Source organism: Leisingera sp. ANG-S5, from assembly GCF_000813925.1.
Taxonomy (GTDB): Bacteria; Pseudomonadota; Alphaproteobacteria; order Rhodobacterales; family Rhodobacteraceae; genus Leisingera.
In genome coordinates, this window is record NZ_JWLH01000010.1 from 306569 (window position 1) to 329096 (window position 22528).

21 protein-coding genes are annotated in these 22528 nt (G+C 61.2%); 12 read left to right on the forward strand and 9 right to left on the reverse strand.

What is annotated here, in order from left to right:
• Window positions 1–207: 207 nt before the first annotated feature.
• From RA25_RS16065 to RA25_RS16075, 3 genes are all read left to right on the forward strand, one after another.
• On the forward strand, window positions 208–666 hold the full coding sequence (locus RA25_RS16065; protein WP_241477429.1) for a hypothetical protein: 459 nt from the start codon (window positions 208–210) through the stop codon (window positions 664–666).
• Window positions 667–739: 73 nt separating this feature from the next.
• A complete protein-coding gene (locus RA25_RS16070) occupies window positions 740–1051 on the forward strand; it encodes an ArsR/SmtB family transcription factor (protein WP_039173744.1) in 312 nt (103 codons plus the stop codon).
• Window positions 1044–2075, forward strand: a complete 1032-nt coding sequence (locus RA25_RS16075) for a permease (protein WP_019297249.1) — start codon at window positions 1044–1046, stop codon at window positions 2073–2075. Before RA25_RS16070 ends, RA25_RS16075 begins: the two co-directional genes overlap by 8 nt.
• A 289-nt stretch (window positions 2076–2364) precedes the next feature.
• Here the strand turns inward: RA25_RS16075 and RA25_RS16080 are convergent, their stop codons facing one another.
• Complete coding sequence (locus tag RA25_RS16080; RefSeq protein ID WP_039173746.1) at window positions 2365–3762, reverse strand: aminotransferase family protein; 1398 nt, start codon at window positions 3760–3762, stop codon at window positions 2365–2367.
• A gap of 295 nt (window positions 3763–4057) precedes the next feature.
• On the opposite strand from RA25_RS16080, the gene RA25_RS16085 reads away from it, so the two are divergent.
• Together RA25_RS16085 and RA25_RS16090 are read left to right on the forward strand one after the other, a co-directional pair.
• The gene (locus tag RA25_RS16085) at window positions 4058–4834 is read left to right on the forward strand and encodes a 3-keto-5-aminohexanoate cleavage protein (RefSeq protein WP_152612222.1); all 777 of its coding nucleotides are present in this window, start codon (window positions 4058–4060) and stop codon (window positions 4832–4834) included.
• Window positions 4835–4836: 2 nt separating this feature from the next.
• A complete protein-coding gene (locus RA25_RS16090) occupies window positions 4837–6165 on the forward strand; it encodes an aspartate aminotransferase family protein (RefSeq protein ID WP_039173751.1) in 1329 nt (442 codons plus the stop codon).
• A 46-nt stretch (window positions 6166–6211) separates the two neighbouring features.
• On the opposite strand, the gene RA25_RS16095 is transcribed toward RA25_RS16090, so the two are convergent.
• Window positions 6212–6880 (reverse strand): DsbA family oxidoreductase, encoded by a 669-nt coding sequence (locus tag RA25_RS16095; protein WP_039173752.1) that lies wholly within the window; start codon window positions 6878–6880, stop codon window positions 6212–6214.
• A 166-nt stretch (window positions 6881–7046) separates the two neighbouring features.
• On the opposite strand from RA25_RS16095, the gene RA25_RS16100 reads away from it, so the two are divergent.
• Complete coding sequence (locus RA25_RS16100) at window positions 7047–8105, forward strand: D-cysteine desulfhydrase family protein (protein WP_241477430.1); 1059 nt, start codon at window positions 7047–7049, stop codon at window positions 8103–8105.
• A 37-nt stretch (window positions 8106–8142) separates the two neighbouring features.
• Here the strand turns inward: RA25_RS16100 and eda are convergent, their stop codons facing one another.
• Genes eda through zwf form a run of 3 tightly spaced genes read right to left on the reverse strand, consistent with a single transcriptional unit; the run spans window position 8143 to window position 12114 of the window.
• A complete protein-coding gene (gene eda / locus RA25_RS16105) occupies window positions 8143–8793 on the reverse strand; it encodes a bifunctional 4-hydroxy-2-oxoglutarate aldolase/2-dehydro-3-deoxy-phosphogluconate aldolase (protein ID WP_039173949.1) in 651 nt (216 codons plus the stop codon).
• A 3-nt stretch (window positions 8794–8796) separates the two neighbouring features.
• Window positions 8797–10605, reverse strand: a complete 1809-nt coding sequence (gene edd, locus RA25_RS16110; protein WP_019297242.1) for a phosphogluconate dehydratase — start codon at window positions 10603–10605, stop codon at window positions 8797–8799.
• 48 nt (window positions 10606–10653) lie between these two features.
• Window positions 10654–12114 (reverse strand): glucose-6-phosphate dehydrogenase, encoded by a 1461-nt coding sequence (zwf, locus tag RA25_RS16115; protein WP_039173754.1) that lies wholly within the window; start codon window positions 12112–12114, stop codon window positions 10654–10656.
• Between zwf and RA25_RS23130 the strand changes: the two genes are divergently transcribed.
• The 3 genes from RA25_RS23130 (at window position 12098) to RA25_RS16125 (ending at window position 15680) form a co-directional block, all read left to right on the forward strand.
• Window positions 12098–12385 carry a hypothetical protein gene (locus tag RA25_RS23130; protein ID WP_206539702.1) on the forward strand — a complete coding sequence of 96 codons (288 nt, stop codon included), beginning with the start codon at window positions 12098–12100 and terminating at the stop codon, window positions 12383–12385. The two genes, zwf and RA25_RS23130, sit on opposite strands and share 17 nt — an antisense overlap.
• Before the next feature lie 10 nt (window positions 12386–12395).
• Entirely contained in the window at window positions 12396–13499 is a 1104-nt protein-coding gene (locus RA25_RS16120; protein ID WP_019297240.1) for a CaiB/BaiF CoA transferase family protein, read from the forward strand.
• A gap of 195 nt (window positions 13500–13694) precedes the next feature.
• Entirely contained in the window at window positions 13695–15680 is a 1986-nt protein-coding gene (locus RA25_RS16125) for a CocE/NonD family hydrolase (RefSeq protein ID WP_039173756.1), read from the forward strand.
• Between the two features lie 64 nt (window positions 15681–15744).
• On the opposite strand, the gene nadC is transcribed toward RA25_RS16125, so the two are convergent.
• From nadC to nadA, 3 genes are read right to left on the reverse strand one after another with little or no spacing between them, the layout of a single operon-like run.
• Window positions 15745–16599: a carboxylating nicotinate-nucleotide diphosphorylase gene (gene nadC, locus RA25_RS16130; protein WP_019297238.1), complete on the reverse strand. Its 855-nt coding sequence runs from the start codon at window positions 16597–16599 to the stop codon at window positions 15745–15747.
• Window positions 16596–18152 carry an L-aspartate oxidase gene (locus RA25_RS16135; RefSeq protein ID WP_019297237.1) on the reverse strand — a complete coding sequence of 519 codons (1557 nt, stop codon included), beginning with the start codon at window positions 18150–18152 and terminating at the stop codon, window positions 16596–16598. Before RA25_RS16135 ends, nadC begins: the two co-directional genes overlap by 4 nt.
• A gap of 3 nt (window positions 18153–18155) precedes the next feature.
• On the reverse strand, window positions 18156–19208 hold the full coding sequence (gene nadA, locus RA25_RS16140) for a quinolinate synthase NadA (RefSeq protein ID WP_019297236.1): 1053 nt from the start codon (window positions 19206–19208) through the stop codon (window positions 18156–18158).
• Between the two features lie 292 nt (window positions 19209–19500).
• Here nadA and RA25_RS16145 point away from each other — a divergent pair, with 292 nt between their 5' ends.
• Genes RA25_RS16145 through RA25_RS16155 form a run of 3 tightly spaced genes read left to right on the forward strand, consistent with a single transcriptional unit; the run spans window position 19501 to window position 21715 of the window.
• Entirely contained in the window at window positions 19501–20205 is a 705-nt protein-coding gene (locus tag RA25_RS16145; protein WP_039149502.1) for an ABC transporter permease, read from the forward strand.
• A complete protein-coding gene (locus tag RA25_RS16150) occupies window positions 20205–20915 on the forward strand; it encodes an ATP-binding cassette domain-containing protein (protein WP_019297234.1) in 711 nt (236 codons plus the stop codon). The genes RA25_RS16145 and RA25_RS16150 overlap by 1 nt, the downstream gene beginning before the upstream one ends.
• Window positions 20912–21715, forward strand: coding sequence for a substrate-binding domain-containing protein (locus RA25_RS16155; RefSeq protein WP_039173758.1), 804 nt, complete (start codon window positions 20912–20914; stop codon window positions 21713–21715). Before RA25_RS16150 ends, RA25_RS16155 begins: the two co-directional genes overlap by 4 nt.
• A 71-nt stretch (window positions 21716–21786) precedes the next feature.
• Here RA25_RS16155 and phnF read toward each other — a convergent pair whose 3' ends face one another.
• Window positions 21787–22500 (reverse strand): phosphonate metabolism transcriptional regulator PhnF, encoded by a 714-nt coding sequence (gene phnF, locus RA25_RS16160; protein WP_039173760.1) that lies wholly within the window; start codon window positions 22498–22500, stop codon window positions 21787–21789.
• Between the last annotated feature and the right edge of the window lie 28 nt (window positions 22501–22528).

Genomic DNA, 22528 nt, shown 5'->3' on the forward strand with positions numbered 1-22528 from the left:
TTGTTCCGCCGCAGGCTGGTGCCGTTCGTTTTGCTCTACGCGGGTCTCAGCCTGTCCGCCACTTGGGCTGCGCCGCAATTCGGGCGGGTTGCCCTCAGTTGCTGGGAAGATAGCTCCCTGCAAGTGCAGTCCTGGCTCTATTGCGCGATGAACCGGAACTACGTGTCGCCGGAATTGGCGGAGGTTCTGCAGGACACGGCAGCAGCGGTGGACGCAGACTATCCGGGCACTGTCACGCAGGTTCTTGATGCGAATTTTCCGTTCGTTGCCGGCTTTCCGCTGCTTCCGCACTTGTCCCACCATGATGGCCGCAAAGCGGATCTCGCTTTCTTCTATGCGGATGCATCCGGTTTCAGGCCCAAGGCTACCAGGTCTCCGATCGGCTATTTTGCCTTTGAGCAGGGGCCGTCGGAGTGTCCCGGTGCCTGGTTTACTCTGCGCTGGGATCTTCAGGTGCTGCAGCCGATGTGGCGGGAATTGTATATAGACACGGATCGCACCCGCCGCCTGCTGCAGGTTTTGATGGCAGACGGCAGGGTTGAGAAGGTTTTTCTGGAACCGCATCTGCAGGAGCGGCTGGGATTGCGTTCCAGCAAGCTGCGTTTTCAGGGCTGCCGTGCAGCACGGCATGACGATCACATCCATTTGCAGCTTTCGATAGGCTAGCGGTGTTCTCCTCTTGCAATGCGCTTTTATAACTATAAAACTAGTTATATCGAATCAAATAGGGGTTGGATTCATGGAATGGGAAGAGGCTGCACAGGGCTTTGCGGCCATGGGGTCCGAAGCAAGGTTGCAAGTGCTGCGATGCCTGATACGCGCAGGCGATCACGGGCTGACTGTTGGGGAAATCCAGAGTCGCACCGGCATTGCGCCCTCGACGCTGGCGCATCATCTGAAGTTCCTGGCTGCAGCAGGTGTGGTGGTACAGGCGCGCGAGGGGCGCAGCACCTCCTGCCGGGCCGACTACAAACGGCTGGAAGCGCTGGCCGGCTTCATCTTGCAGGAATGCTGCGCGGATGAAGGTAAAAAGGGGACAAGCGATGGCTGATCTGACTCAAAGCCCCCGCCGCGCGAAGTTGTTGGGCAACGGGCTGAAGACGCCCTGGGCTCTGAGCATTGCTCTGCTGGCAGGCGCTGCTGTCCTTGATCCGGGCAACTTCCGTTCTGTTCTGGAGTTTGCCCTCACAGCGTTGGGCAGTACGGCCCGCTACATCCTGTTTGCTGTGCTGCTGCTCGCCTATCTCAAGGCGACGGGCGCAGAAATGATGGTTGCCCGTGCCTTTGAGGGCCGTGAAACTAGGATGATATTCCTCGCCGCGCTGTTTGGCGGGCTGGCGCCGTTTTGCTCTTGCGAAGTGATCCCGTTCATTGCCGGGCTGCTGGCGCTGGGCGCGCCCTTGTCGGCGGTAATGGCCTTTTGGCTGTCCTCGCCGCTGATCGACCCGCCGACGCTTTTAATCACCGCAGGGGCTTTGGGCTGGCCCTTCGCTATCGGTAAGGCGGTGGCTGCCGTTGCGTTGGGGCTGTTTGGCGGCTTTGCCATCAAGCTGCTGCGGGGGCAGGGTGTATTCACCAATCCGCTGCGCAAGCAGGAGACCCAGAGCTGCTGCGGCTGCGGCGGGCCAAAGCCGGATTCCAAGCCGAGCTGGCGCTTTTGGACCGAGGGCGACCGCAGGGTGAAGTTCCGCGAAGAGTTAGTCTCCAATGGGCTGTTCCTGCTGAAATGGCTGGCCCTGGCCTATGTTCTGGAGTCGCTTCTGGTCCACTATGTTCCGGCCGATGTGATCGCCGGGCTGGTGGGAGGTGAAGGTGTTCTGCCGATTGCCATTGCTGCACTGGTCGGCATGCCAGCCTACCTTAACTCCTATGTCGCGCCACCGCTGCTGGCGGGATTGATGGAGCAGGGAATGAGCGCAGGTGCGGCCATGGCATTTATGGTGGCGGGTGCAGTCAGCTCTGTTCCCGCCATGGCGGCGGTCTGGTCGCTGGTGAAACCGAAGGTTTTTGCAGCCTATCTGAGCCTGGGCGTGAGCGGTGCCGTGCTGTCGGGTATTCTGTTCCAGCTGGTTTGAAGTGCGCGGAGGGCAGGGCTCTCCCGCCTGCTGAGAAGCAATCGAAGACTGCAGTTTGCCCGTTGGGCCAGGCGCCGTGCTTTCGCGCGGCGCCGATAGTCATTACTCAATAGCCTGAGGTGGACTGTGGTGCCGTCCAGAGGCCACTCCCGATTTTTGTTTGAAGAAATCGCGTCAAGGATGGGCCGTTTGGCAGCCGGACCTCGCGCCCCCTAAACCGGCGGCACGAAATAAGAAAACGCCCCGGACAATCCGGGGCGCAGTTTGTTCGTCCAACAGGGAGAGGTTGTCAGCCGAAAACTTTGGTCAGAGCTTTGTCGACCGCATCGCAGATCGCATCGATGTCGTCCGCGGTGGCGATCAGCGCCGGGCTGAAGCACAGGGTGTTGTTGCGGCCCGGGAGCGAGCGGTTGGTGACGCCGATGATCACACCCTGCGCTCCGCATTCCGCGACGACCTGCTGGGCCAGCTTCTCGTCCACCGGCTCCTTGGTATCGCGATCCTGCACCAGCTCGGCACCCAGGAACAGACCCTTGCCGCGTACATCGCCGATCACGGCGTGCTTCTCTTGCAGCTTGTGCAGGTTGTCCAGCATCCGCTCGCCCATGGCTGCGCAGTTATCCAGCAGGTTTTCGTCCTCGATGATCTGCATGTTCACCAGCGCCGCTGCGGGGCCCGCGGTGCAGCCGCCGAAGGTGGAAATGTCGCGGAAGTAGTTCATCGGATCGGAGGTGTCGTCCTTGAACATCTCAAAGACTTCCTCAGTGGTAACCATACAGGCAATCGCCGCATAACCGGAGGCCACACCTTTGGCCATAGTCACGAAATCGGGCTTGATGCCGTACTGCTGATAGCCGAACCATTTTCCGGTACGGCCAACGCCGCAGACAACCTCGTCGATATGCAGCAGCACATCGTACTTCTTACAGATCTCCTGCACACGCTCCCAATAGCCTTCCGGCGCTTCGATCACGCCGCCGCCCGCGGTCACCGGCTCCAGGCACAGGGCACCAACGGTTTCCGGGCCTTCCCGCAGGATGACTTCTTCGATGGCGTCAGCAGCGGCGATGCCGAATTCGCGGCCCGAAAGATGCTCCAGGCCCAACTCATGCTTGCGGTATTCCATGCAGTGCGGGACGCGGACAAAGTCGGGTGCAAAGGGGCCGTACTGAGCGTTGCGCTCATCCTGGCCGCCTGCCGACATAGTTGCCAGGGTGGAGCCGTGGTAATCGCGGTCGCGGTACAGGATCTTGGTTTTCTTGCCGCCATATTTCTTGTGGGCGATCTGGCGGACCATCTTGAAGGCCTTCTCGTTGGCCTCGGATCCGGAGTTGGTGTAGTAGACGCGGGTCATGCCCGGCATCTTGGAGATCAGTTTCTCTGCAAACAGCGCGCCGGGGATGGAGCCCGCGGAGTTCGCAAAATAGCAGACCTTCATCAGCTGGTCGTATACCGCCTTGCAGATGTTCTCGCGGCCGTAGCCGACGTTGACGGTCCAGACCCCGCCGGACACAGCATCCAGGAATTCCTTGCCGTTCTGATCCCAGACGCGCATGCCCTTGCCCTCGACAATGATGCGCGGGTCGGAGGATTCCAGCGCCTTGTGCTGGAACAGGTGGTGCCACATGTGGGCCTTGTCGGCCTCGACCACACGGGAGAGATCGTTTTCGTTGAACGTGCCGTCCATGACATGTCCTTTCGGCGTTAGAAGTGAATCAGGCTGCCTGGCACCCTACAGGGCTACTGAGGCGTATTATGTACCAGAAACGTCAGATTCCGAGAATTCGTTAGGGCCAGAGCATGTGCTTGCTTAGGTCCAGAGGTTGCATGTTCAGCTTGCGTCGGCAAGGCGTCGCCGGATGTGCTCTGCTTCAGAACAAATGTTCTGGAGTTGTGATGTTGAGATTGCTTGTGCTGATAGCCCAAGGTTCCGTCGGCCGTGGCCTGCATCGCGGCAGGACTTGCTGCATAGGAGGCAGACAGTGGCAGAGTACAAATTGATGGTTGCACCGAATGGCGCCCGGCGCACACGTGCGGATCATCCGCAACTGCCGGTGACGCCCGAACAGACAGCACAGGCCGCCGCCGCTTGTTTTTCCGAGGGGGCCAGGGCTTTGCATTTACATGTGCGGGACGCTGAAGGGCGCCATTCACTGGACGCAGGCCGCTACCGTGAAGCCCTTGATGCGGTGCGGGAAAGCGCGCCGGCAATGGCGGTGCAGATCACCACGGAAAGCGCCGGGCTTTACAACGTGGAGGACCAGTTCACCTGTCTGGACAAGCTGCGCCCTGCAGCGGCCTCTGTCTCGGTGAGGGAAATGGCCCGGGACGCGGAGCTTGCCGCGCGCGCCTATGCCCTGTGCGCGGAAGCAGGCACGGAAGTGCAGCATATCCTGTACGGTCCGGACTGCATCGCCCAACTGCGCGCCTGGTACCAGGACGGCACCGTTCCGGGTGTCATGCGCGATGCGATCTTTGTTCTGGGCACGTACAGCCCGCCTGTTCTGGCGCAGCCTAGGGGGCTCGCGGCCTTCCGTGACGCTGCGGCGGATATGCGTCTCAACTGGACTGTCTGTGCTTTTGGCCGGCATGAACGCGCCTGCCTGCTGGCTGCAATTGCTACGGGCGGGGATGCGCGAATCGGATTTGAGAATAACATCGAAACACCAGAGGGCGGGCTTCTTGCAGATAATGCAGCCTCGGTCGCCGCCTTCGTTCAGGCCGCAAAGGCCCAGGGCCATACGCTCAAGGAGTGCTGATCATGAGTCATGTCTTTCCCCGCCACACCAAAGCCAGCCTGCCCACTGCTGTTGCAGGCGACGGTTGTTACCTGATCGATGCCAGCGGCAAGCGCTATTTCGACGGCTCCGGTGGCGCGGCGGTCTCCTGCCTGGGCCATTCCGACGCCGATGTGATCAAGGCAGTGCAAGAGCAGGTTGGCAAATTGGCCTTTGCCCATACCGGTTTCCTCACCTCGGAACCGGCGGAAGAGCTGGCGGACTTGCTGGTGGCCAACGCGCCGGGAGATATCGATCGGGTCTATTTCGTCTCTGGCGGTTCCGAGGCGACCGAGGCGGCAATCAAACTTGCCCGCCAGTACCACCTGGAGCGCGGCGAGCCGCAGCGCCGCCACATCATTGCCCGCAAGCAAAGCTACCACGGCAACACTCTCGGTGCCTTGGCAGCAGGCGGCAACGAGTGGCGCCGCACGCAGTTTGCGCCGCTCTTGATCGAAATTTCCCACATCTCGCCTTGCTACGAATATGTGGGCAAGGCGGAAGGCGAGAGCAGCTATGACTATGGCCAGCGGGTTGCCAATGAGCTGGAGGCGGAAATTCTCCGCCTCGGCCCGGAAACCGTTATGGCCTTCATGGCGGAGCCGGTGGTTGGCGCCACCTCTGGCGCGGTGCCGGCGGTTGAGGGCTATTTCAAGCGTATCCGCGAGATCTGTGACAAGTATGGTGTGCTTCTGATTCTTGATGAAGTGATGTGCGGCATGGGCCGCACCGGCCATCTCTTTGCCTGCGAGGCCGACGGTGTGGCGCCCGATATCTTGTGTATCGCCAAAGGTCTGGGCGCAGGTTACCAGCCGATCGGAGCCATGCTTTGCACCAAGAGAATCTACGAGGCGATTGAGCACGGTTCCGGCTTCTTCCAGCACGGGCACACTTACATCGGCCATCCGGTGGCGACCGCTGCGGGTCTGGCTGTGGTCAAGGCAATGCTGGAGCGCGGGCTGGTGCAGCGTTGCGCCGAGATGGGAGAGAAGCTGCAAGCCTCGCTGGAGGAGCGCTTTGGCCAGCACCCGAACGTGGGCGACATCCGCGGTCGCGGGTTGTTTCGCGGAGTGGAGCTGGTCGCTGACCGCGAAACCAAAGCTCCCTTTGATCCGGGGCTGGGTTTGGCTGGGAAAATCAAAAAGGCAGCGTTTCAGGCCGGCTTGATCTGTTATCCGATGTCCGGCACCCGCGACGGCCGGAAGGGCGACCACATCCTGCTTGCACCGCCCTATATCATCACCGGCGAACAGATCACTGAGGTGGTGGACAAGGTGGAAACGGCGATTGCTCAGTGTCTTCCTGCGGGCTGATCTTTGAGCACTAGGGAGCGGCCTGACCGATGACCGGGCACCGCGGTCAGGAGAACGGGTTCACTGTGTGCCCGAGCTGCTCAAGGATATTGGCGTAATTCTCGACGCCTTGCGCTCCGGTCACCAGATGGCGGCTATCGAACACCATCGCAGGCACGCCGCGGATGCCATGCTGCACCCAGAAAGCCTCTCGCTGGCGCACGCTGTCCGCGTGTTTGCCGCTCTCCAGGGCCGCACGCGCATCGGCGCCATTTAGGCCGAGGCTTTGGGCGGTCATTACCAATACCTCTGGATCAGAGATATTCTTGCCATCAGTGAAGTACGCGCTCAGCAGCGCCTGCTTCATCTCGTGGCCGTTGCCCTGTCCCTCGGCCCATTCGATCAGCTGATGCGCCTGAAAGGTGTTGTAGATCCGCATGCCGTCAAAGAAGCGGAAGGTGAAACCCAGCGCTTCGCCCATTTCAGTCAAACTCGCGCGCACTTGCGCGGATTGTTCATCTGAGCTGCCGTATTTTGCGGCCAAGTGCTCGCGCAGGTGCTCGCCCTCGGTCGCCATGTCCGGGTTGAGTTCAAACGGCTGCCAATGGATATCCAATGCCACCCCGGCGCGGCGGGCGGCAAAGGCGAGCTGGCTGTAGCCGACAGCACACCAAGGGCAGACGACATCCGAGACAATATCGACTCGAAGGACTGGTGTTGTACTTGTTTCTGTCATCCGGCTGGTCCTTGGGGATTCAGTGCATTCAGAACACATGGGAAGCAAAACACGACAAAGCAACCGTCTCAGTAACTGAAACAGTCAGAGCTGATGAAACTGAGCTCAGTCGCAGTGCTAACATTTATTATTGACGGAACCGGTGACGGCTTCACTGTTGGAAGCAGTGAACTACGGCTATAGTGAAGGATCCGAAATGAGCATGACAAAGGACTGCTTCCGGGCCTTTCCCCGTGCCCCTCTGTTGGTTCAGCCGACCCCGCTGGAAAGGCTGGACCGGTTGTCGCACGAGCTAGAAATCGATCTTTGGATCAAGCGGGACGATCTGACAGGGCTCAGTTTCGGCGGAAACAAAACACGCCAGCTGGAATTTTATCTGGGGGCAGCGCTAGCGGACCAGGCGGATACTATCCTGATTACCGGCGCTGTTCAGTCGAACTTTTGCCGGACAGCTGCTGCGGCTGCTGCAAAACTTGGGATGCGGGCCATTCTTCAGCGAGAAGAGCGGGTGCCAGGGATGGACCCACTCTATTACAGATCCGGCAATATTCATTTGTCGGACATTCTGGGTGCGGAAAGCATTAGCTATCCGGAAGGCGAGAATGAAGCCGGAGCCGATGCAGCCCTGGAGGCGCAAGCAGAAGAGCTGCGCAAGGCGGGCTGCAATCCTTACATCATTCCTCTGGGTCTTGGGCATCCACCCCTAGGCGCCTTGGGCTATGTCCTGGCGGCAGAGGAACTTGCTGCGCAGATCGGCAGCTTTGATGCGGCTGTGGTACCTTCTGGAAGCGGCGCAACCCATGCCGGCTTTCTGATAGGAACACGCCGTGCCGGCATCACCGCACCGGTTTACGGCATCTGTGTTCGCAGAAATGCACAGCTGCAAAAAGACAGGCTCGAACAATTGACGCAAAATCTGGCAGATCTGATGAATGCACCGCGCCCATTTGGAAGCGGGGACATCCTCACTTGGGATGGTGCGCTCGCCCCCGGTTATGGGCGGGCCGGGCCGGCCACGCGCGCCGCGTTACAGCGCATGGCAATGGCAGAAGGAATCCTTCTGGATCCGGTTTACTCCGCCAAGACGTTTGCCGGGCTGTTGGGGCTGCTGGAAACGGGTTCTATCGCCAAAGGGCAAAAAGTGCTGCTGCTGCACACAGGAGGGCTACCGGCGCTATTTGCCTATCAGAATGAGCTTGGGTTCGGGCACGGCAGCACCTGCTGATCCTGTCCCGTGCGATCTGCCGCAGGGAGAAAAATGTTCACGTTTGACCCAGCGTGGCCGCGTCGCAAGCCAAGGCTTCAATCGCGCTCCAATTGTGCGCCTGGACCAGGTCACTGGGAGCAACCCAGCTGCCGCCGGCACAGACTACATTGCCCAGGCTCAGGTAGTTTTCGGCATTGGCGGGGGTAATACCGCCAGTGGGGCAGAAGGAGATTTGCGGCAAGGGCGCGCCGATTGCCTTGAGTGCGGGCGCGCCGCCGGAGGCTTCGGCCGGGAAGAACTTCAGCATGCCGTAGCCGCGGGCTAGCAGCCGCATTGCCTCAGTTGCGGTGGCAGCGCCGGGCAGGAGCGGCAGGCCGATGGATTCGCAGGCATCCAGAAGGTAATCCGTGGCGCCGGGCGAGACACCGAATTGGGCGCCGGCCTCCTTGGCGGCCTCGGCGTCCTTGGGGGTGATCAGCGTGCCGGCACCGACAATGCCGCCTTTCACCTTTGCCATTTCGCGGATCACCTCTAGCGCCGCGCCGGTGCGCAGGGTGACTTCCAGTGCGGGCAGCCCGCCTGCCACGAGTGCTTCGGCAAGCGGGCGGGCATGGGCCGCGTCCTCCACCACCAGCACCGGCATCACGGGCGCCATCGCGCAAATCTCGCAGGTGCGTAGGCTGGCGTCCTGAGGGGTAATCCGCATCATTCAAACTCCAAATACGCTGGCGCCTTCGTCGGCTGAGGCAACCGAGCGGCGGAATAGGGAAAACAGCTCGCGGCCGGTGCCGTGCTGATATGCGCTGAGGTCGGCAGTGGCCGGTTCGCGTTCCATTGCGCCTTCTGTCAGGACTTCGAGCGTGCCGCGAGCGGCATCGAGCCGCAGAACGTCGCCGTCCCGGATCCGGGCAATCGGCCCGCCATCCAGGGCTTCGGGCACCACATGGATCGCCGCCGGGATTTTGCCGGAGGCTCCGGACATCCGCCCGTCAGTAACCAGCGCCACCTTCTGGCCGCGGCCCTGCAGGATACCAAGGAACGGCGTCAGGCTGTGAAGCTCCGGCATGCCGTTGGCCTTGGGGCCTTGGAAACGCACCACCACAATCACGTCGCTGGTCAGTTCACCGGCTTTGAACGCCGCTTTGGCCTCTTCCTGATCATGAAAGACCCGGGCCGGAGCTTCGACCAGCTGATGCTCTTTCGCGACTGCCGAGACTTTGATAACAGAGGTGCCCAGATTTCCGGTCAGCCGCTTGAGCCCGCCGGTCATCTGGAATGGCGCTTCGGCAGGGCGCAGTACCGCGTCGTTCAGGCTTTGCCCTGGGCCCTGGCGGTAGGTGAGCCCGTCCCCTGACAAGAACGGCTCCTGTGTGTAGTGCTCCAGCCCTTCGCCTGCGACCGTCCTGGTGTCCGGGTGCAGAAGGCCCGCCTTCAGCAGCTCGCCGATCATGTAACCAAGTCCGCCTGCGGCGTGGAAATGGTTCACGTCGGCCAACCCGTTGGGATAAACCTTGGCCAGCAGCGGCACAGATTCCGAGAGATCCGCAAAGTCCTGCCAGTCGAGGAGGATGCCGCCCGCCCGCGCCATGGCGATCAGGTGGATCAGCAGGTTGGTTGAGCCGCCGGTTGCCATCAGCCCGACGATGCCATTGGCATAAGCTTTCTCGTCCAGAACCTCGCAGACCGGGGTGTAGTTGTTGCCAAGGGCGCTGAGCGACAGCGCCCTCTTGGCGCCCTCAACCGTAAGGGCCTCACGAAGGGGGGTGCCGGGGTTCACGAAGGACGATCCTGGCAGATGCAGCCCCATGAACTCCATCAGCATCTGGTTGGTGTTGGCAGTGCCGTAGAAAGTGCAGGTGCCGGGGCCGTGGTAGGCCGCCATCTCTGCCTTCAGCAGCTCCTCGCGGGTGACTTCCCCAGCGGCAAATTTCTGTCGGATATGCGCCTTCTCGTCATTGGCCAGGCCGCTGGTCATCGGCCCTGCAGGCAGGAATACCGCCGGGATATGGCCAAAGGCTTGGGCGCCGATAACCAAGCCGGGCACAATCTTGTCGCAAACACCGAGGAACACCGCGGCGTCGAACACATTGTGGCTGAGTGCGACGCCCGCAGCCATGGCGATCGTGTCGCGGGAAAACAGGCTCAGCTCCATGCCGGCCTCACCCTGGGTGACACCGTCGCACATCGCCGGCACCCCGCCCGCCACCTGCGCGGTGCCGCCTGCCTTGCGCACTGCGTCGCGGATAAGCGCAGGATAGGTCTCAAACGGCTGATGCGCCGACAGCATGTCGTTATAGGCGGTGACGATTCCCAGGTGCCCAGTTGAGGCTTCCGCCAAAGCCTGCTGGTCCGCACCAGTGGCAGCGTAGGCATGGGCCTGGCCGGAGCAGCTGAGATGGGCCCGGGCCGGGCCTTTGCCTTGTGCCGCACGCATCCTGTCCAAATAGGCGGCGCGGGACGCCTCGCTGCGGAGGATGATACGCTCTGTCACGGCGGCCAGTGTGGAATGAAGGGTCATGTGGTGCCTTTGCTGCAAACTGCGGTGGCGAAAGGGAGGGCGGCCATATTACGCTCCGATGCTGCGCCAGCGGCGGCCGTCACGGTGGATCAGCAAGAGTGAGTCATCGGGACCTGAACTGCCGCTGTCATAGAATTGCGGGGTGTCGCCTGTGTCCTGCCAGCCGGCGATGATCGGGTCGGCCCAGGCCCAGGCGGCCTCGACCTCGTCGCCGCGCATGAACAGGGTCTGATTCCCACGGATCACATCCATAATCAGGCGTTCATAGGCATCTTGTGGGCGTCCCGATTCGGCCAGCTCGTCGGCGAAGGTCATGTCCAGGTTGGCACCGGTAAGCCGCATGCCGCCGGGGCCGGGATCCTTGATGGTGGTCTTCAGGGTGATACCCTCATCCGGCTGCAGCCGGATCACCAGCACGTTGCCGTGCACTGTTCCCGAGCCTTCGAAAATGTTGTGCGGCGGGTCGCGGAAATAGACGGCAATCTCGCTCACGCGCTCGCGCAGGCGTTTACCGGTACGCAGATAGAAGGGTGTGCCGGCCCAGCGCCAGTTCGCTACCTCCACCTTGAGCGCGATATAGCTTTCGGTGCGGCTGGCAGTGTTGCCGGCATGGTCGCGGTATCCATCGCTGTCTTTGCCGCCGTTCCTGCACCGGTACTGGCCGCGGGCAATGCTCTCCTGCGGCACCGGGCGCAGCGCCTCGATCACTTTGACTTTCTCATCCCGCACCGCGTTGGGGGTGAACTGCGCCGGCGGTTCCATTGCGGTCAGGCAGAGAAGCTGCATCAGGTGGTTTTGTACCATGTCCCGCATGGCCCCGGATTTATCATAGTACTCGCCGCGACCTTCGACGCCGATGCTTTCGGCCACGGTTATTTGCACATGGTCGATGTGGGAGGAATTCCAGAGCGGCTCGAACAGCGAGTTTGCGAAGCGCAGCGCCATCAGGTTCTGCACTGTCTCCTTGCCCAGGTAATGGTCGATCCGGTAGATCTGCTGCTCCTCGAAGTGTTCCCTCAGTGCGGCGTTAAGAGCTTGGGCTGAGGCCAAGTCGTGTCCGAAGGGCTTTTCCAGAACAATGCGGCTTTCGGGCGAAGCAATACCTGTTTCGCTAAGGCGGCGAGCAATATCTGTGAACAGAGACGGGCCAACAGACAGATAGAAAGCGCGCACTGCATCGTCGCGTAGTTTTTCGTGAATCTCATCCCAGCCTGCGTCGCCACGTGCATCCACGGCGGCATAGTCAAGAAGCGCCGTGAAAGCAGCGATTTCGTCTGGTGTGGTTTCTACATCCTGGCCGAACTCGCGGATCGCATTTGCGGTTTGGTTGCGGAACTCTTCTGCCGTCAGCTCGCTGCGGGAACTGCCGATAATCCGGCAATTGCTGCTGAACTGACCAATTTGAAAACGGTGGAACAAGGCCGGTAAAATTTTGCGGCGCGCCAGGTCGCCAGTCGCGCCAAACAGCACGAGGTCAAAAGGGGCAACTGGAATGACGCGGGAAACCATTGATTTTACATCGCTGTTCCATTGGGGCCGCAAAGCCAGACCATTGTGCCGCCTGGAACAGTGCAATTCAATTCCTGCCGCAGGAATTGGGCCGGTTAAAGTTGCGTTATCGCTAACATGGCTTAAGGTGGAGAGCTACAAAAATCTTCAGAATTCGCAGACAGCATGTTTGACCGGTGAGGGGCTTCACTGGGTTGGAAATTTGATCAAATCTTGCCGGATCAACTGGCAGCAGCTAAGCATGTCGATAAGTAAGCAACCTCTGCTCTGAAGGAGATTCCATGACCCCGCTTGCAGGCCTGAAAGTGGTTGAACTCGCCCGCATCCTTGCCGGCCCCTGGATAGGTCAGTCGTTGGCAGATCTAGGTGCAGAAGTGGTCAAGGTGGAAAGCCCGGATGGTGATGACACCCGTACATGGGGCCCTCCATTCATTGAGCGGGACGGCGAGAAGACGGCCGCCTACTTCTATGCTGCTAACCGGGGAAAGGACTGCGTGACCGCAGATTTCCGCACCGAAGAGGGCAAGCAGACAGTATTGGAATTGATAGAGGATGCGGACATCCTGATCGAGAATTTCAAAGTTGGCGGGTTGAAGAAGTTCGGGCTGGACTACGATAGCCTGTCGAAGATCAATCCGCGGCTGATTTACTGCTCAGTCACCGGTTTTGGCCAGGACGGGCCTTATGCGGCGCGGGCAGGCTACGATTTTTTACTTCAGGGGATGTCGGGGCTGATGTCGATCACCGGAGAGCAGAATGGCCAGCCGCAAAAAGTGGGTGTGGCGATCACAGATATTGTCACGGGGCTGTACGGCACCATCGGCATTCTGGCCGCAGTTGAGCAGCGTCACACCACGGGCCGCGGGCAGCATCTGGACATGTCGCTGCTGGATTGCGCAACGGCTTTGCTGGCGAACCAGGCAATGAACTATCTGACGACCGGGGAAAGCCCAACCCGGCTCGGCAACGACCACCCGAATATCGCACCCTATCAGGTGATGGCCGTAAGCGATGGGCATGTGATCCTGGCGGTGGGCAATGACGGTCAGTTTCAGCGGTTGTGCGATGTGCTGAAGCTTGCTGAGGCTAAGGCAGATGCACGGTTCCAGACAAATCAGCTGCGAGTGGCAAACCGCAGGGAGCTGACTTTGATCCTTGAGGCGTCGCTGGCCGAATGGACGCAAGCGGGGCTATTGGAAGCAATGGAGGCGGCAACTGTGCCTGCCGGGCCGATCAACACAATTGGCCAAGCGTTCGAAGACCCGCAGATTAGGCATAGAGGGATGCAAATCGCCCCGGAAGGGGTGCCAGGGGTGCGGGGGCCATGGAAGTTTTCCGGTGCTGACTTGGCTCTTGAGAAATCTGCACCCAAATTACCGAAATAGCGGTGTTATCTTCGCTCACACATCTGCACGCCGGCGCTGCAAACATTGGGCTTGACCAGTGGAAGCTTTCGCGAATTGAAGCAGGATCGCATACATATGCTTGCAAATGCTAACACGTGCTAACTTTCCCGGAATTACAGATTAGTTGAATGTGCAGGCAAGGCCGACGTCGAATAAAAGCTAAAGGACACCGCAATGCCGGGTGCATACCGCATCATTGAAAACAATTGGATTACTCTGCCCGACGGTCGCAAGCTCGCTGCTCGTATGTGGCTGCCGAAGGGCGAGGGGCCGTTTCCGGCGATTCTGGAATACCTTCCCTACCGAAAGCGTGACGGCACTGCCCCCCGGGATGAAACAACGCATACGGTCTTTGCTGCTGAGGGCTATGCATGTGTACGGGTGGACATAGCGGGTACTGGAGACAGTGAGGGAGTTTTCGATGATGAGTATTCGGAACAAGAACTGAGCGACGGCGAGACACTCCTTGAATGGATTGCATCGCAGGACTGGTGTGACGGCAAAATTGGCATGATCGGCATCAGCTGGGGCGGCTTCAATGGCCTTCAGCTGGCATTCCGCCGCCCGGCGGCGCTGAAGGCGGTGGTTTCCGTTGCCTCTACCGTCGACAGGTATGCCGATGACATTCATTACATGGGTGGGTGCCTGCTGAGCGACAATGCCAACTGGGGCAGCCAGATGTTTGCCTACCAGTCGCGCCCAGCGGATCCGGAGCTCCGGTCGGACTGGCGGGATGACTGGATCAAACGTATCGAGGGTATGCCCTTCATGGCGGCGGAATGGCTTCGTCAGCAGGTGCGTGGAGATTTTTGGAAACACGGCTCGGTCTGTGAGGAATGGTCCGCCATTCAGGCACCGGTGCTGGCGATTACCGGCTGGGCCGACGCCTATGTAAACGCACCGCCGGCGTTGGCGGCCAACCTGACGGTGCCCGCCAAGGCAATGATAGGCCCCTGGGAGCACCGCTATGCCCATATTGCCAAACTGGACCCGGCAGACTTCCACGGTGAGGTGCTGCGCTGGTTTGGTAAGTGGCTGAAGGGCGAAGGGACTGGTGCGGAGGAGTTGCCGGACTATCGCGTCTATATGCAGGAGCATTTCAACCCCACCATGCAGAACAAGCCGCGGCAGGGGCGCTGGGTGGCAGAGGCCGCGTGGCCATCGCCCAACGTGCAGGACCGGGTGATGCATCTGGGCGCAGGCGTTTTGGCAGAGGCGGCGGCAAGCGGAGCTTTGGCTGTCCGCAGCCCGGCGACCGTGGGGCAGGCCGGCGGCTATTTCTGCCCGGGCATGCGGTTTGACAACGAACTGGCGGGGGATCAGGCGGAGGATGACAAGCTTTCAGCCTGTTTCGACACCGCGCCCTTGGAGGAGACGTTGGAAGTGCTGGGCCGTCCTCGGGTTAAAGTGGCGTTCAGTGTTGACAAGCCGGTTGCGCAGCTGGTGGCGCGGCTTTGCGATGTCTCGCCAGAGGGTGTCTCGCAGCGGATCAGTTTCCGGCCGCTGAACCTCACGTGCCGCAAGGGTTTTGAGGCGCCGGAGAAGCTGGTGCCTGGTAAACGCTATGAGGCGGAGATCGAGCTGAATGAATGCGCCCACCGCCTAAAACCGGGGCATCAGCTGCGGTTGGCGCTGTCGACGTCTTACTGGCCGATTGTCTGGCCCGCGCCGGAAGCGGCGGAGGTCAACCTGCATCTTGAGGGCTGCCAGCTGGTGCTGCCGGAACGCCGTGTGTCCGAGGAGATCGACCCGCAAGAGCCCGGCGCGCCGCGGGACTATCCGGTGTTGCAGGCGGAGCAGCAGCGCAAGGCTTCCGGCACGTCAAAAACCTGGACGCGTGAGGATGGTGTGCTGGTGCTGGACACCTTTGACGACTACGGAAAGGCGGTAGACCCGTATCACGGCATGTGCGTGGGCAGCCATGTAACCATGCACTACGAGGTGCATCCCGATGATCCTGCTACAGCGGCCTTTGCCAGCGATTGGAGCTTCGAGTTTGAACGCAATGGCTGGCATGTCTCAATTGACACCGAAAACAGGATGACCTGCGACCGGGCAAATTTCTATCTTTGGCGCAGGGTCACCGCCTATGAAGGTGCAAAAAAGGAAGAGGTTGTAACCAAGGAATGGCGTGAGGTCATTCCCCGCGGAGTGCTTTAGGCTCAGGCAGGCCGCGGGGCAAATGCGGGCTTGCGGTGCAACGCCTGCACTGCAAGCCTGACGTTCAGAAATCGAGGCCCAGATCCAGCGTGCGTGCCGAGTGAGTGAGCGCGCCGGAGGAGATATAGTCGACACCCGTGGCGGCAACCTCGGCGATGCGATCCAGTCGCATGTTGCCGGAAGCTTCGGTCACGACGTGATCCTTGGCCATTTCCACTGCTTTGACCAGTGTAGGCGTGTCCATGTTGTCGAGCAGCACAACATCGGCACCGCCGGTGGCGATCACTTCAGAGAGCTGGTCCAGGGTGTCGACCTCAATTTCCACTTTCATCATATGACTGACGCTGGCCTTGGCGGCTTCCAGCACTGCCTTGACCCCGCCCGCCGCAGCGATGTGGTTGTCCTTGATCAGGATCGCGTCTGACAGGCCAAAGCGGTGGTTGTAGCCGCCTCCGTGCAACACCGCCTGTTTTTCGGCAATACGCAGGCCCGGGGTGGTCTTGCGAGTGCAGGTGATGCGGGTGGCGGTGCCCTTGGTTTGCGCTGCAAAGGCCGCGGTCAGGGTGGCGATACCCGTCAGCCGGCCGGCAAAATTCAGCGCCACACGCTCTCCTGACAGGATTGAGGCGGCAGAGCCTTCGATCGTCATCAGCGTGTCGCCTTTCCGGCAAGGGCTGCCGTCGGCCAGAAGCGTTTCGACCTTCAGCCCGGCATCCACCAGGTGAAAGGCGATTCGGGCAATCTGCATACCGGAGACCACACCGTCCTCGCGTGCGTTCAGCCGGGCCGAATAGCTGGCAGAGGCCGGGATCACCGCGCGGGTGGTAATATCGCCGTTCTGGCCCAAGTCCTCCATCAGCGCAGCGCGCACTATCGGCTCCAGGATTAGGTCGGGCAGAGTGGCGAATTGAGTGCTCATGACAGCTCCTTTGCGGCCTTGGCGCGGATGGCAAGAGCCTCATTCAGGGTAATGCGGGTGCGGTGTGCCTGCTCGGGGTCGGCTTCGGGAAAGTCGTCGCGGAAGTGACCGCCGCGGCTCTCCTCGCGCCGAAGTGCGGCGGCGGCGATCAATGTGGCGGTTGCGCACATGTTGGTGAAGTTTTCGTCCGCCGACTGTTCGGCCTCAAGTCTGGCAATGGCGGCAAGCGCCTGTTTCAGGCCATCGCCAGTGCGGCGCACGCCGGCATGGGTGGTCATTGTTTCCCGCAAGTCTTGCAGCGCGGCCGGGTCCAGATCCTTGCCGCCTGCAGAGAAGCTGGGGACGACCTCTTCCGCCTCTGCAGGAGTGTACATAGACGCCATGTCCCGGGCTGCATTGCGGGCATAGACCAGAGCTTCCAAGAGGCCGTTGGAAGCGAGCCGGTTGGCACCGTGAAGCCCGGTTGAAGATGCCTCACCACAAACCCAGAGGTTTGCCAGGCTCGTGCGGCCCTTCATGTCCGCATCGACCCCGCCCATGTGGTAGTGAGCGGCGACGGCGACGGGAATCGGCTCTTGCACCGGGTTGATGCCAGCGCGGGCGCAGGTTTCCGCAACCGTCGGGAAGCGGCTCAGAACCTCCGCGCCCAATGCCTCGCGGGTGTCGAGCATCGGGCGGCGGCCTGCTTGTGTTTCGGCAAAGATGGCGCGGGCGACAATGTCACGAGGGGCCAGTTCGGCATCCGGGTGCTGCGACAGCATGAAACGCTCGCCCTCCGCATTGACCAGCACCGCGCCTTCGCCGCGCAGGGCTTCGGTCGCCAGCGGCGCCGGGTCCTCGCCGATGTCAAAGGCGGTGGGGTGGAACTGGACAAACTCAGGGTCGGCAATGCTGGCGCCGGCGCGGGCGGCAAAGCCGATCACTTGGCCGCGGATGCGGGGCGGGTTGGTCGTGTGGGCATAAAGACCGCCTGAACCGCCACCCGCCAGAAGCACGCCTGGGGCCTTGATCAGCACTGGGGCGGAAGGCGTGCCCGCACGGTTGATCCAGATGCCAGAGACAGCACCACCGTCGGTTTCCAGGCGCACGGCTTGAGTATTTTCCAGAACCTGTACAGAGGGAGCGGCCCGCACGGCAGCGATCAGCGTCTGCATGATTTGCCCGCCGGCCTGGTCACCCTTCACCCGCACCACGCGGGCAGCGGAGTGTGCGGCTTCGCGGCTCATCACGTAGTTACCGTGCGCGTCGCGGTCGAAGGGGGCGCCAAGTTCGGTGAGGTCGATGATATGCTCGCGTGCAACCCTGGTGACCATTGCTGCCACCTCAGGGTCCACCGTGCCTGCCCCCGCTTGCAAGGTGTCTTCGGCGTGCGCTTCTGGGGTGTCGTGACTGGCCATGGCAGCTGCAACGCCGCCCTGGGCCCAAGCGGAGCTTGCGCCTTCCCCCAGCAGTTCCGGGGAAATCACCAGAACCGGCCGCGGTGCCAGTTCAAGTGCCGCATAAAGTGCGCCAAGGCCTGCGCCGGCAATGACGATACGGCTGGTTTCGATCACGGATCAGATGCCTAGCTTTTGCGAAAGGTCGATCATCCGCTGAACTGCGACACGGGCCTTGTCAGCCACTTCCGGGTCGACTTCGACCGGCTCGGTCATGGTGTGCAGCGACCAAAGGATTTTCTCCAGCGTGATCTTCTTCATGTAGGGGCACATGTTGCAGGGGCCGACAAACTCCACTTCGGGCAGCTGGTCCGCGATATTTGAGGCCATCGAGCATTCAGTGATCAGGAGCGCCTTTTCCGGCTTCTCGTCGGTCACGTATTTGACGATGCCACTGGTCGAGCCCGAGAAGTCGGCCTCTGCCACCACGTCCGGCGGGCATTCCGGGTGGGCGATCAGCCGGGTGCCCGGGTTCCATTCGCGGAAATCCCGCAGATCCTTGGCGGTGTACTGCTCATGCACAATGCAGGAGCCCTCCCACCAGACGATGTTCTTTTCCGGAACCTGCTGGGCAATGTTCTGGGCCAGGTACTGGTCCGGCGTCATGATGATGGTGTCTTCCTCCATCGCGGCAACGATCTGCGCCGCGTTGGAGGAGGTGCAGCAGATATCCGAGGCGGCCTTCACCTCAGCCGTGGTGTTCACATAGGTGACCACCGGCGCGCCGGGATAGCGGCGGCGCATTTCCGCGACACCTTCGGCGGTAATGCTTTCTGCCAGCGAACAGCCTGCCTCCATATCCGGGATCAGCACGGTTTTCTCCGGGCTCAGGATCTTGGAGGTCTCGGCCATGAAATGCACACCGCATTGCACGATCACGTCAGCCTCGACCCGTGTCGCTTCGATTGCCAATTGAAGGCTGTCGCCGACCACGTCCGAGATGCCGTGATAGATTTCGGGCGTCATGTAGTTATGTGCCAGAATCACCGCGTTGCGCTGTTTCTTCAGCTCAAGAATCGCCGCAACATAAGGTGCATGAGTGGCCCATTCGATTGGGTTCACCACGCGGTCCATGCGGGCGTAGACATCTGCCATCTGTTCGGCCAGGGCCGGGTTGGGGGCCAGATCGTAATGGTTGGCGAGCTGATCCCGCATGGATTGCAGGTCGAACATGGCGTATCCTCAAGGTTGCGTCTGGGGTGACACTTTGGGCGGGGGTTGTTTCATGTTCATATCATCCGCGCAAGCGCGTGTGAGCGGAAACGGAGCCAAATGCGGTGATTTGGCGCTAACAGGCGGCATCTCAGGGAAGCCGTTATTTCTCAGATGGGTATTGGCAGCATGATTTTCCAGCCGGATTGCCGTTTTTGGCTGTCCCGGCGTCCTCTCCTGTGATTTGGAGCCGCGCAAAGCCATGTTAAACCGGGCCGGTATCTTTAGGGCCAAGGGTGAGTGACCGGACGCGATGAATGATCTGTGGGCAGGACTAAGCCAGGCCTTTTGGCTGCTGGTGACGCTGGACGCGGATCTGGTGGAGATCACCTTACGCTCCTTGCGGGTGACGCTGACCGCACTGGCTATTGCCTGCGCCATTGCGCTGCCGCTGGCGGCCTTCCTTGCGGTGCGCCGGTTCAGGATGCGGCGCGCCACGATTGCGGTGCTGAATGCGCTGATGGGGCTGCCGCCTGTTGTGGTCGGGCTGGTCGTGTATGTGTTTCTGTCCCGGGCCGGCCCGTTCGGTGTCTTCGGCCTGTTGTTCACCCCCACTGCAATGATCATCGCCCAGGTGATCATCGTGGTGCCGCTGGTCGCTTCGGTTGCGCATCAAAGCTTGCGCGAGCTGTGGAGTGACTATCACGACCTGCTGATCTCGATGAACGCGACCCAGCTCCAACGGATCCAGGCGCTGTTGTGGGATGGGCGGCGGGCGCTGCTGACCGCGGCTCTGGCAGGCTTTGGCCGCGCGATCGGCGAAGTGGGCGCGATCATGGTGGTCGGCGGAAACATAGACCACGCAACGCGGGTGCTGACCACGGCGATTGCGCTGGAAACCGGCAAGGGCGAATTTGCAATGGCGCTTGGGCTGGGCTTCGTGCTGATTGCGCTGGCGATTGCGGTCAACCTGGCAATCCACTGGCTGGGCCGCACTGAGAGCGAGGGGCGCTGGTGATGCAGATGTTCCCGCTGAAGGCCACAGGCGCCCAGGTGCGCCGCCGCGGCAAGGTGCTGGTCGGCCCGGTTGACCTGACGCTGGGCGGGCAGGGCACCTCGATCATCATTGGTCCGAATGGCGCAGGCAAGACCACGCTGCTCAAGATGCTGCATGGCATCGTGCGGATGAATGGCGGCAGCCTGAATTGGGCTTGCCCGCTGGACGAGGCGCAGAAGCATCAGGCCTTTGTTTTTCAGACCCCAGTAATGATGCGGCGTTCGGTGATTGACAATATCGCCTACCCGCTTCGGCTGACGGGCTTGAGCCGCCGCCAGGCCCGCTCGCGGGCTGCGGATTGGGCGGTCCGTGTCGGCCTGGGCGAAATTCTCGAACGTCAGGCCACCATGCTGTCAGGCGGGGAGCGGCAAAAGCTGGCGCTGGCCCGCGCGCTGGTACGCGAGCCGCAGGTGTTGTTCTTGGATGAACCCTGCGCGGCGTTGGACGGCCGGGCCACCCGCGAAATTGAAGAAATTCTGGCACATGCCGCCGGCAGCGGCACCCGGCTGATCATGTCCACCCACAACATGGGCCAGGCCCGGCGGCTGGCGGATGAAGTGATTTTTGTCCTGCAAGGCCGCATCCACGAATTCAGCCCGGCAGCAGAGTTTTTCGCCGGGCCTGAAACAGCGCATGCGCGCGCATTTCTGAATGGAGATATTGTCGAATGAAACGAGTGATTTTGGGCGCCGTTGCCTCTTTGGTCTGGGCTGCGGCGGCTCTGGCGGAAGAGGTGAAGATGGCGGTGACCACCTCTTTCCACAATTCCGGGCTGGCTGAGATCCTTCTGCCGGAGATCAAGAAGGACCTGGGGCTGGATGTGCAGCTGCTGGTCGTCGGCACCGGCCAGGCGATCCGCCTGGGGGAGGCGGGCGACGTCGACGCGATCTTGGTGCATTCAAAGAAGGCCGAGGAGAATTTCCTGGAGGGCGGAAACGGCACCCACCGCCGCGAGATCATGTATAATGATTTTGTTTTCATCGGGCCTGAAGGCGATGCAGCAGGGATCACTGGCACCGAAAATGCAGCCGGTGCTTTGCAAAGGATTGCCGGGACAGAGGCGGCTTTTGTCAGCCGCGGCGACGACAGCGGCACGCACAAGAAGGAGCTAAGCCTCTGGAAGGCCGCAGGGCTGGAACCCGAAGGTTTCGGTGAGTGGTACCGTGCTGTTGGCGCGGGTATGGGGGCAGCGCTGAACACCGCTGCGGGCATGGACGCCTATATCATGTCGGACCGCGCCAGCTGGCTGAACTTCGGCAACAAGGGCGGTCTGAAGCTGCTGTTCGCCGGTGACCCGGTGCTGTTTAACCAGTATGCCTATATCCCGGTGAACCCGGAGAAGCATGGCCATGTGAAGAATGGCCTGGCAATGCAACTGGAGGCTTGGCTGGTTTCGGACAAGGCCAGGGAGCTGATCAACGGCTACCAGATCAATGGGGAAACACTGTTTGTCTTTAACGCTCAGCAGTGACTTGATCTGATCTGGATAAACGGAGCCCCTGCCTAGGCTGGGGCTTTTCGCGGTGCTGATGGAACGCACCCTCAGCTTTCGCCGCCTACCGTAAGGGTCACCCGGTCACCGGCGAACCAGGTGCGGCCGAACTCGACTGGCCGCCCTTGCGGATCTGCATTGACGCCTGTTGTGCGCAGGATTGGGCTTCCTTCGGCGATCCTGAGGTGCAGGGCCTGAGTGGCCGTGGCAAGCTTGGCGGTGATCCGGGTCTCGATCCGGGTGTAATCCTCAACCCCGAATTTCTGCAGCGCCGCGGTGACCGAACGCTGCTCCTGAAGGGCGTCTAGAATGCCGGGAAAGCGGTCTGCGGGAAAGATGCTTTGGAACAGGGCAATGGGCTGACCGTCCGCCAGCGATAACCCGTCATAAACATGTACCTCGGCGCCCGGGTCCAGTTGCAGTGCCTTGGCCTCACGGGCGGATGCCGCACGGGTTTCTAGCGTCAGGATCTGCTTGGCTGGGCTGCGGCCCTCGCGTGTCAGGTTCTGGTGGAACCGCACACGCCTGCCAATCGGGTAATCGGTCGGCTTCGCCGCCACGAACACCCCCGCGCCGCGGCGGGAATGCACGAGGCCCTGTTCGCTCATCTCCGCCAGCGCCCGGCGAACCGTATGGCGGTTCACGCCGAACCGGGTTGCGAGTTGTGCCTCGGCAGGCAGCTTGCCACCGGTTTCATAACGGCCCTGCGCAATGTCGTCGGTCAGGGCAATGGCGATGGATTTCCAAACGGGGGTGCGGGCCATGTCACGGAACTTTCACAACTCCTGGATT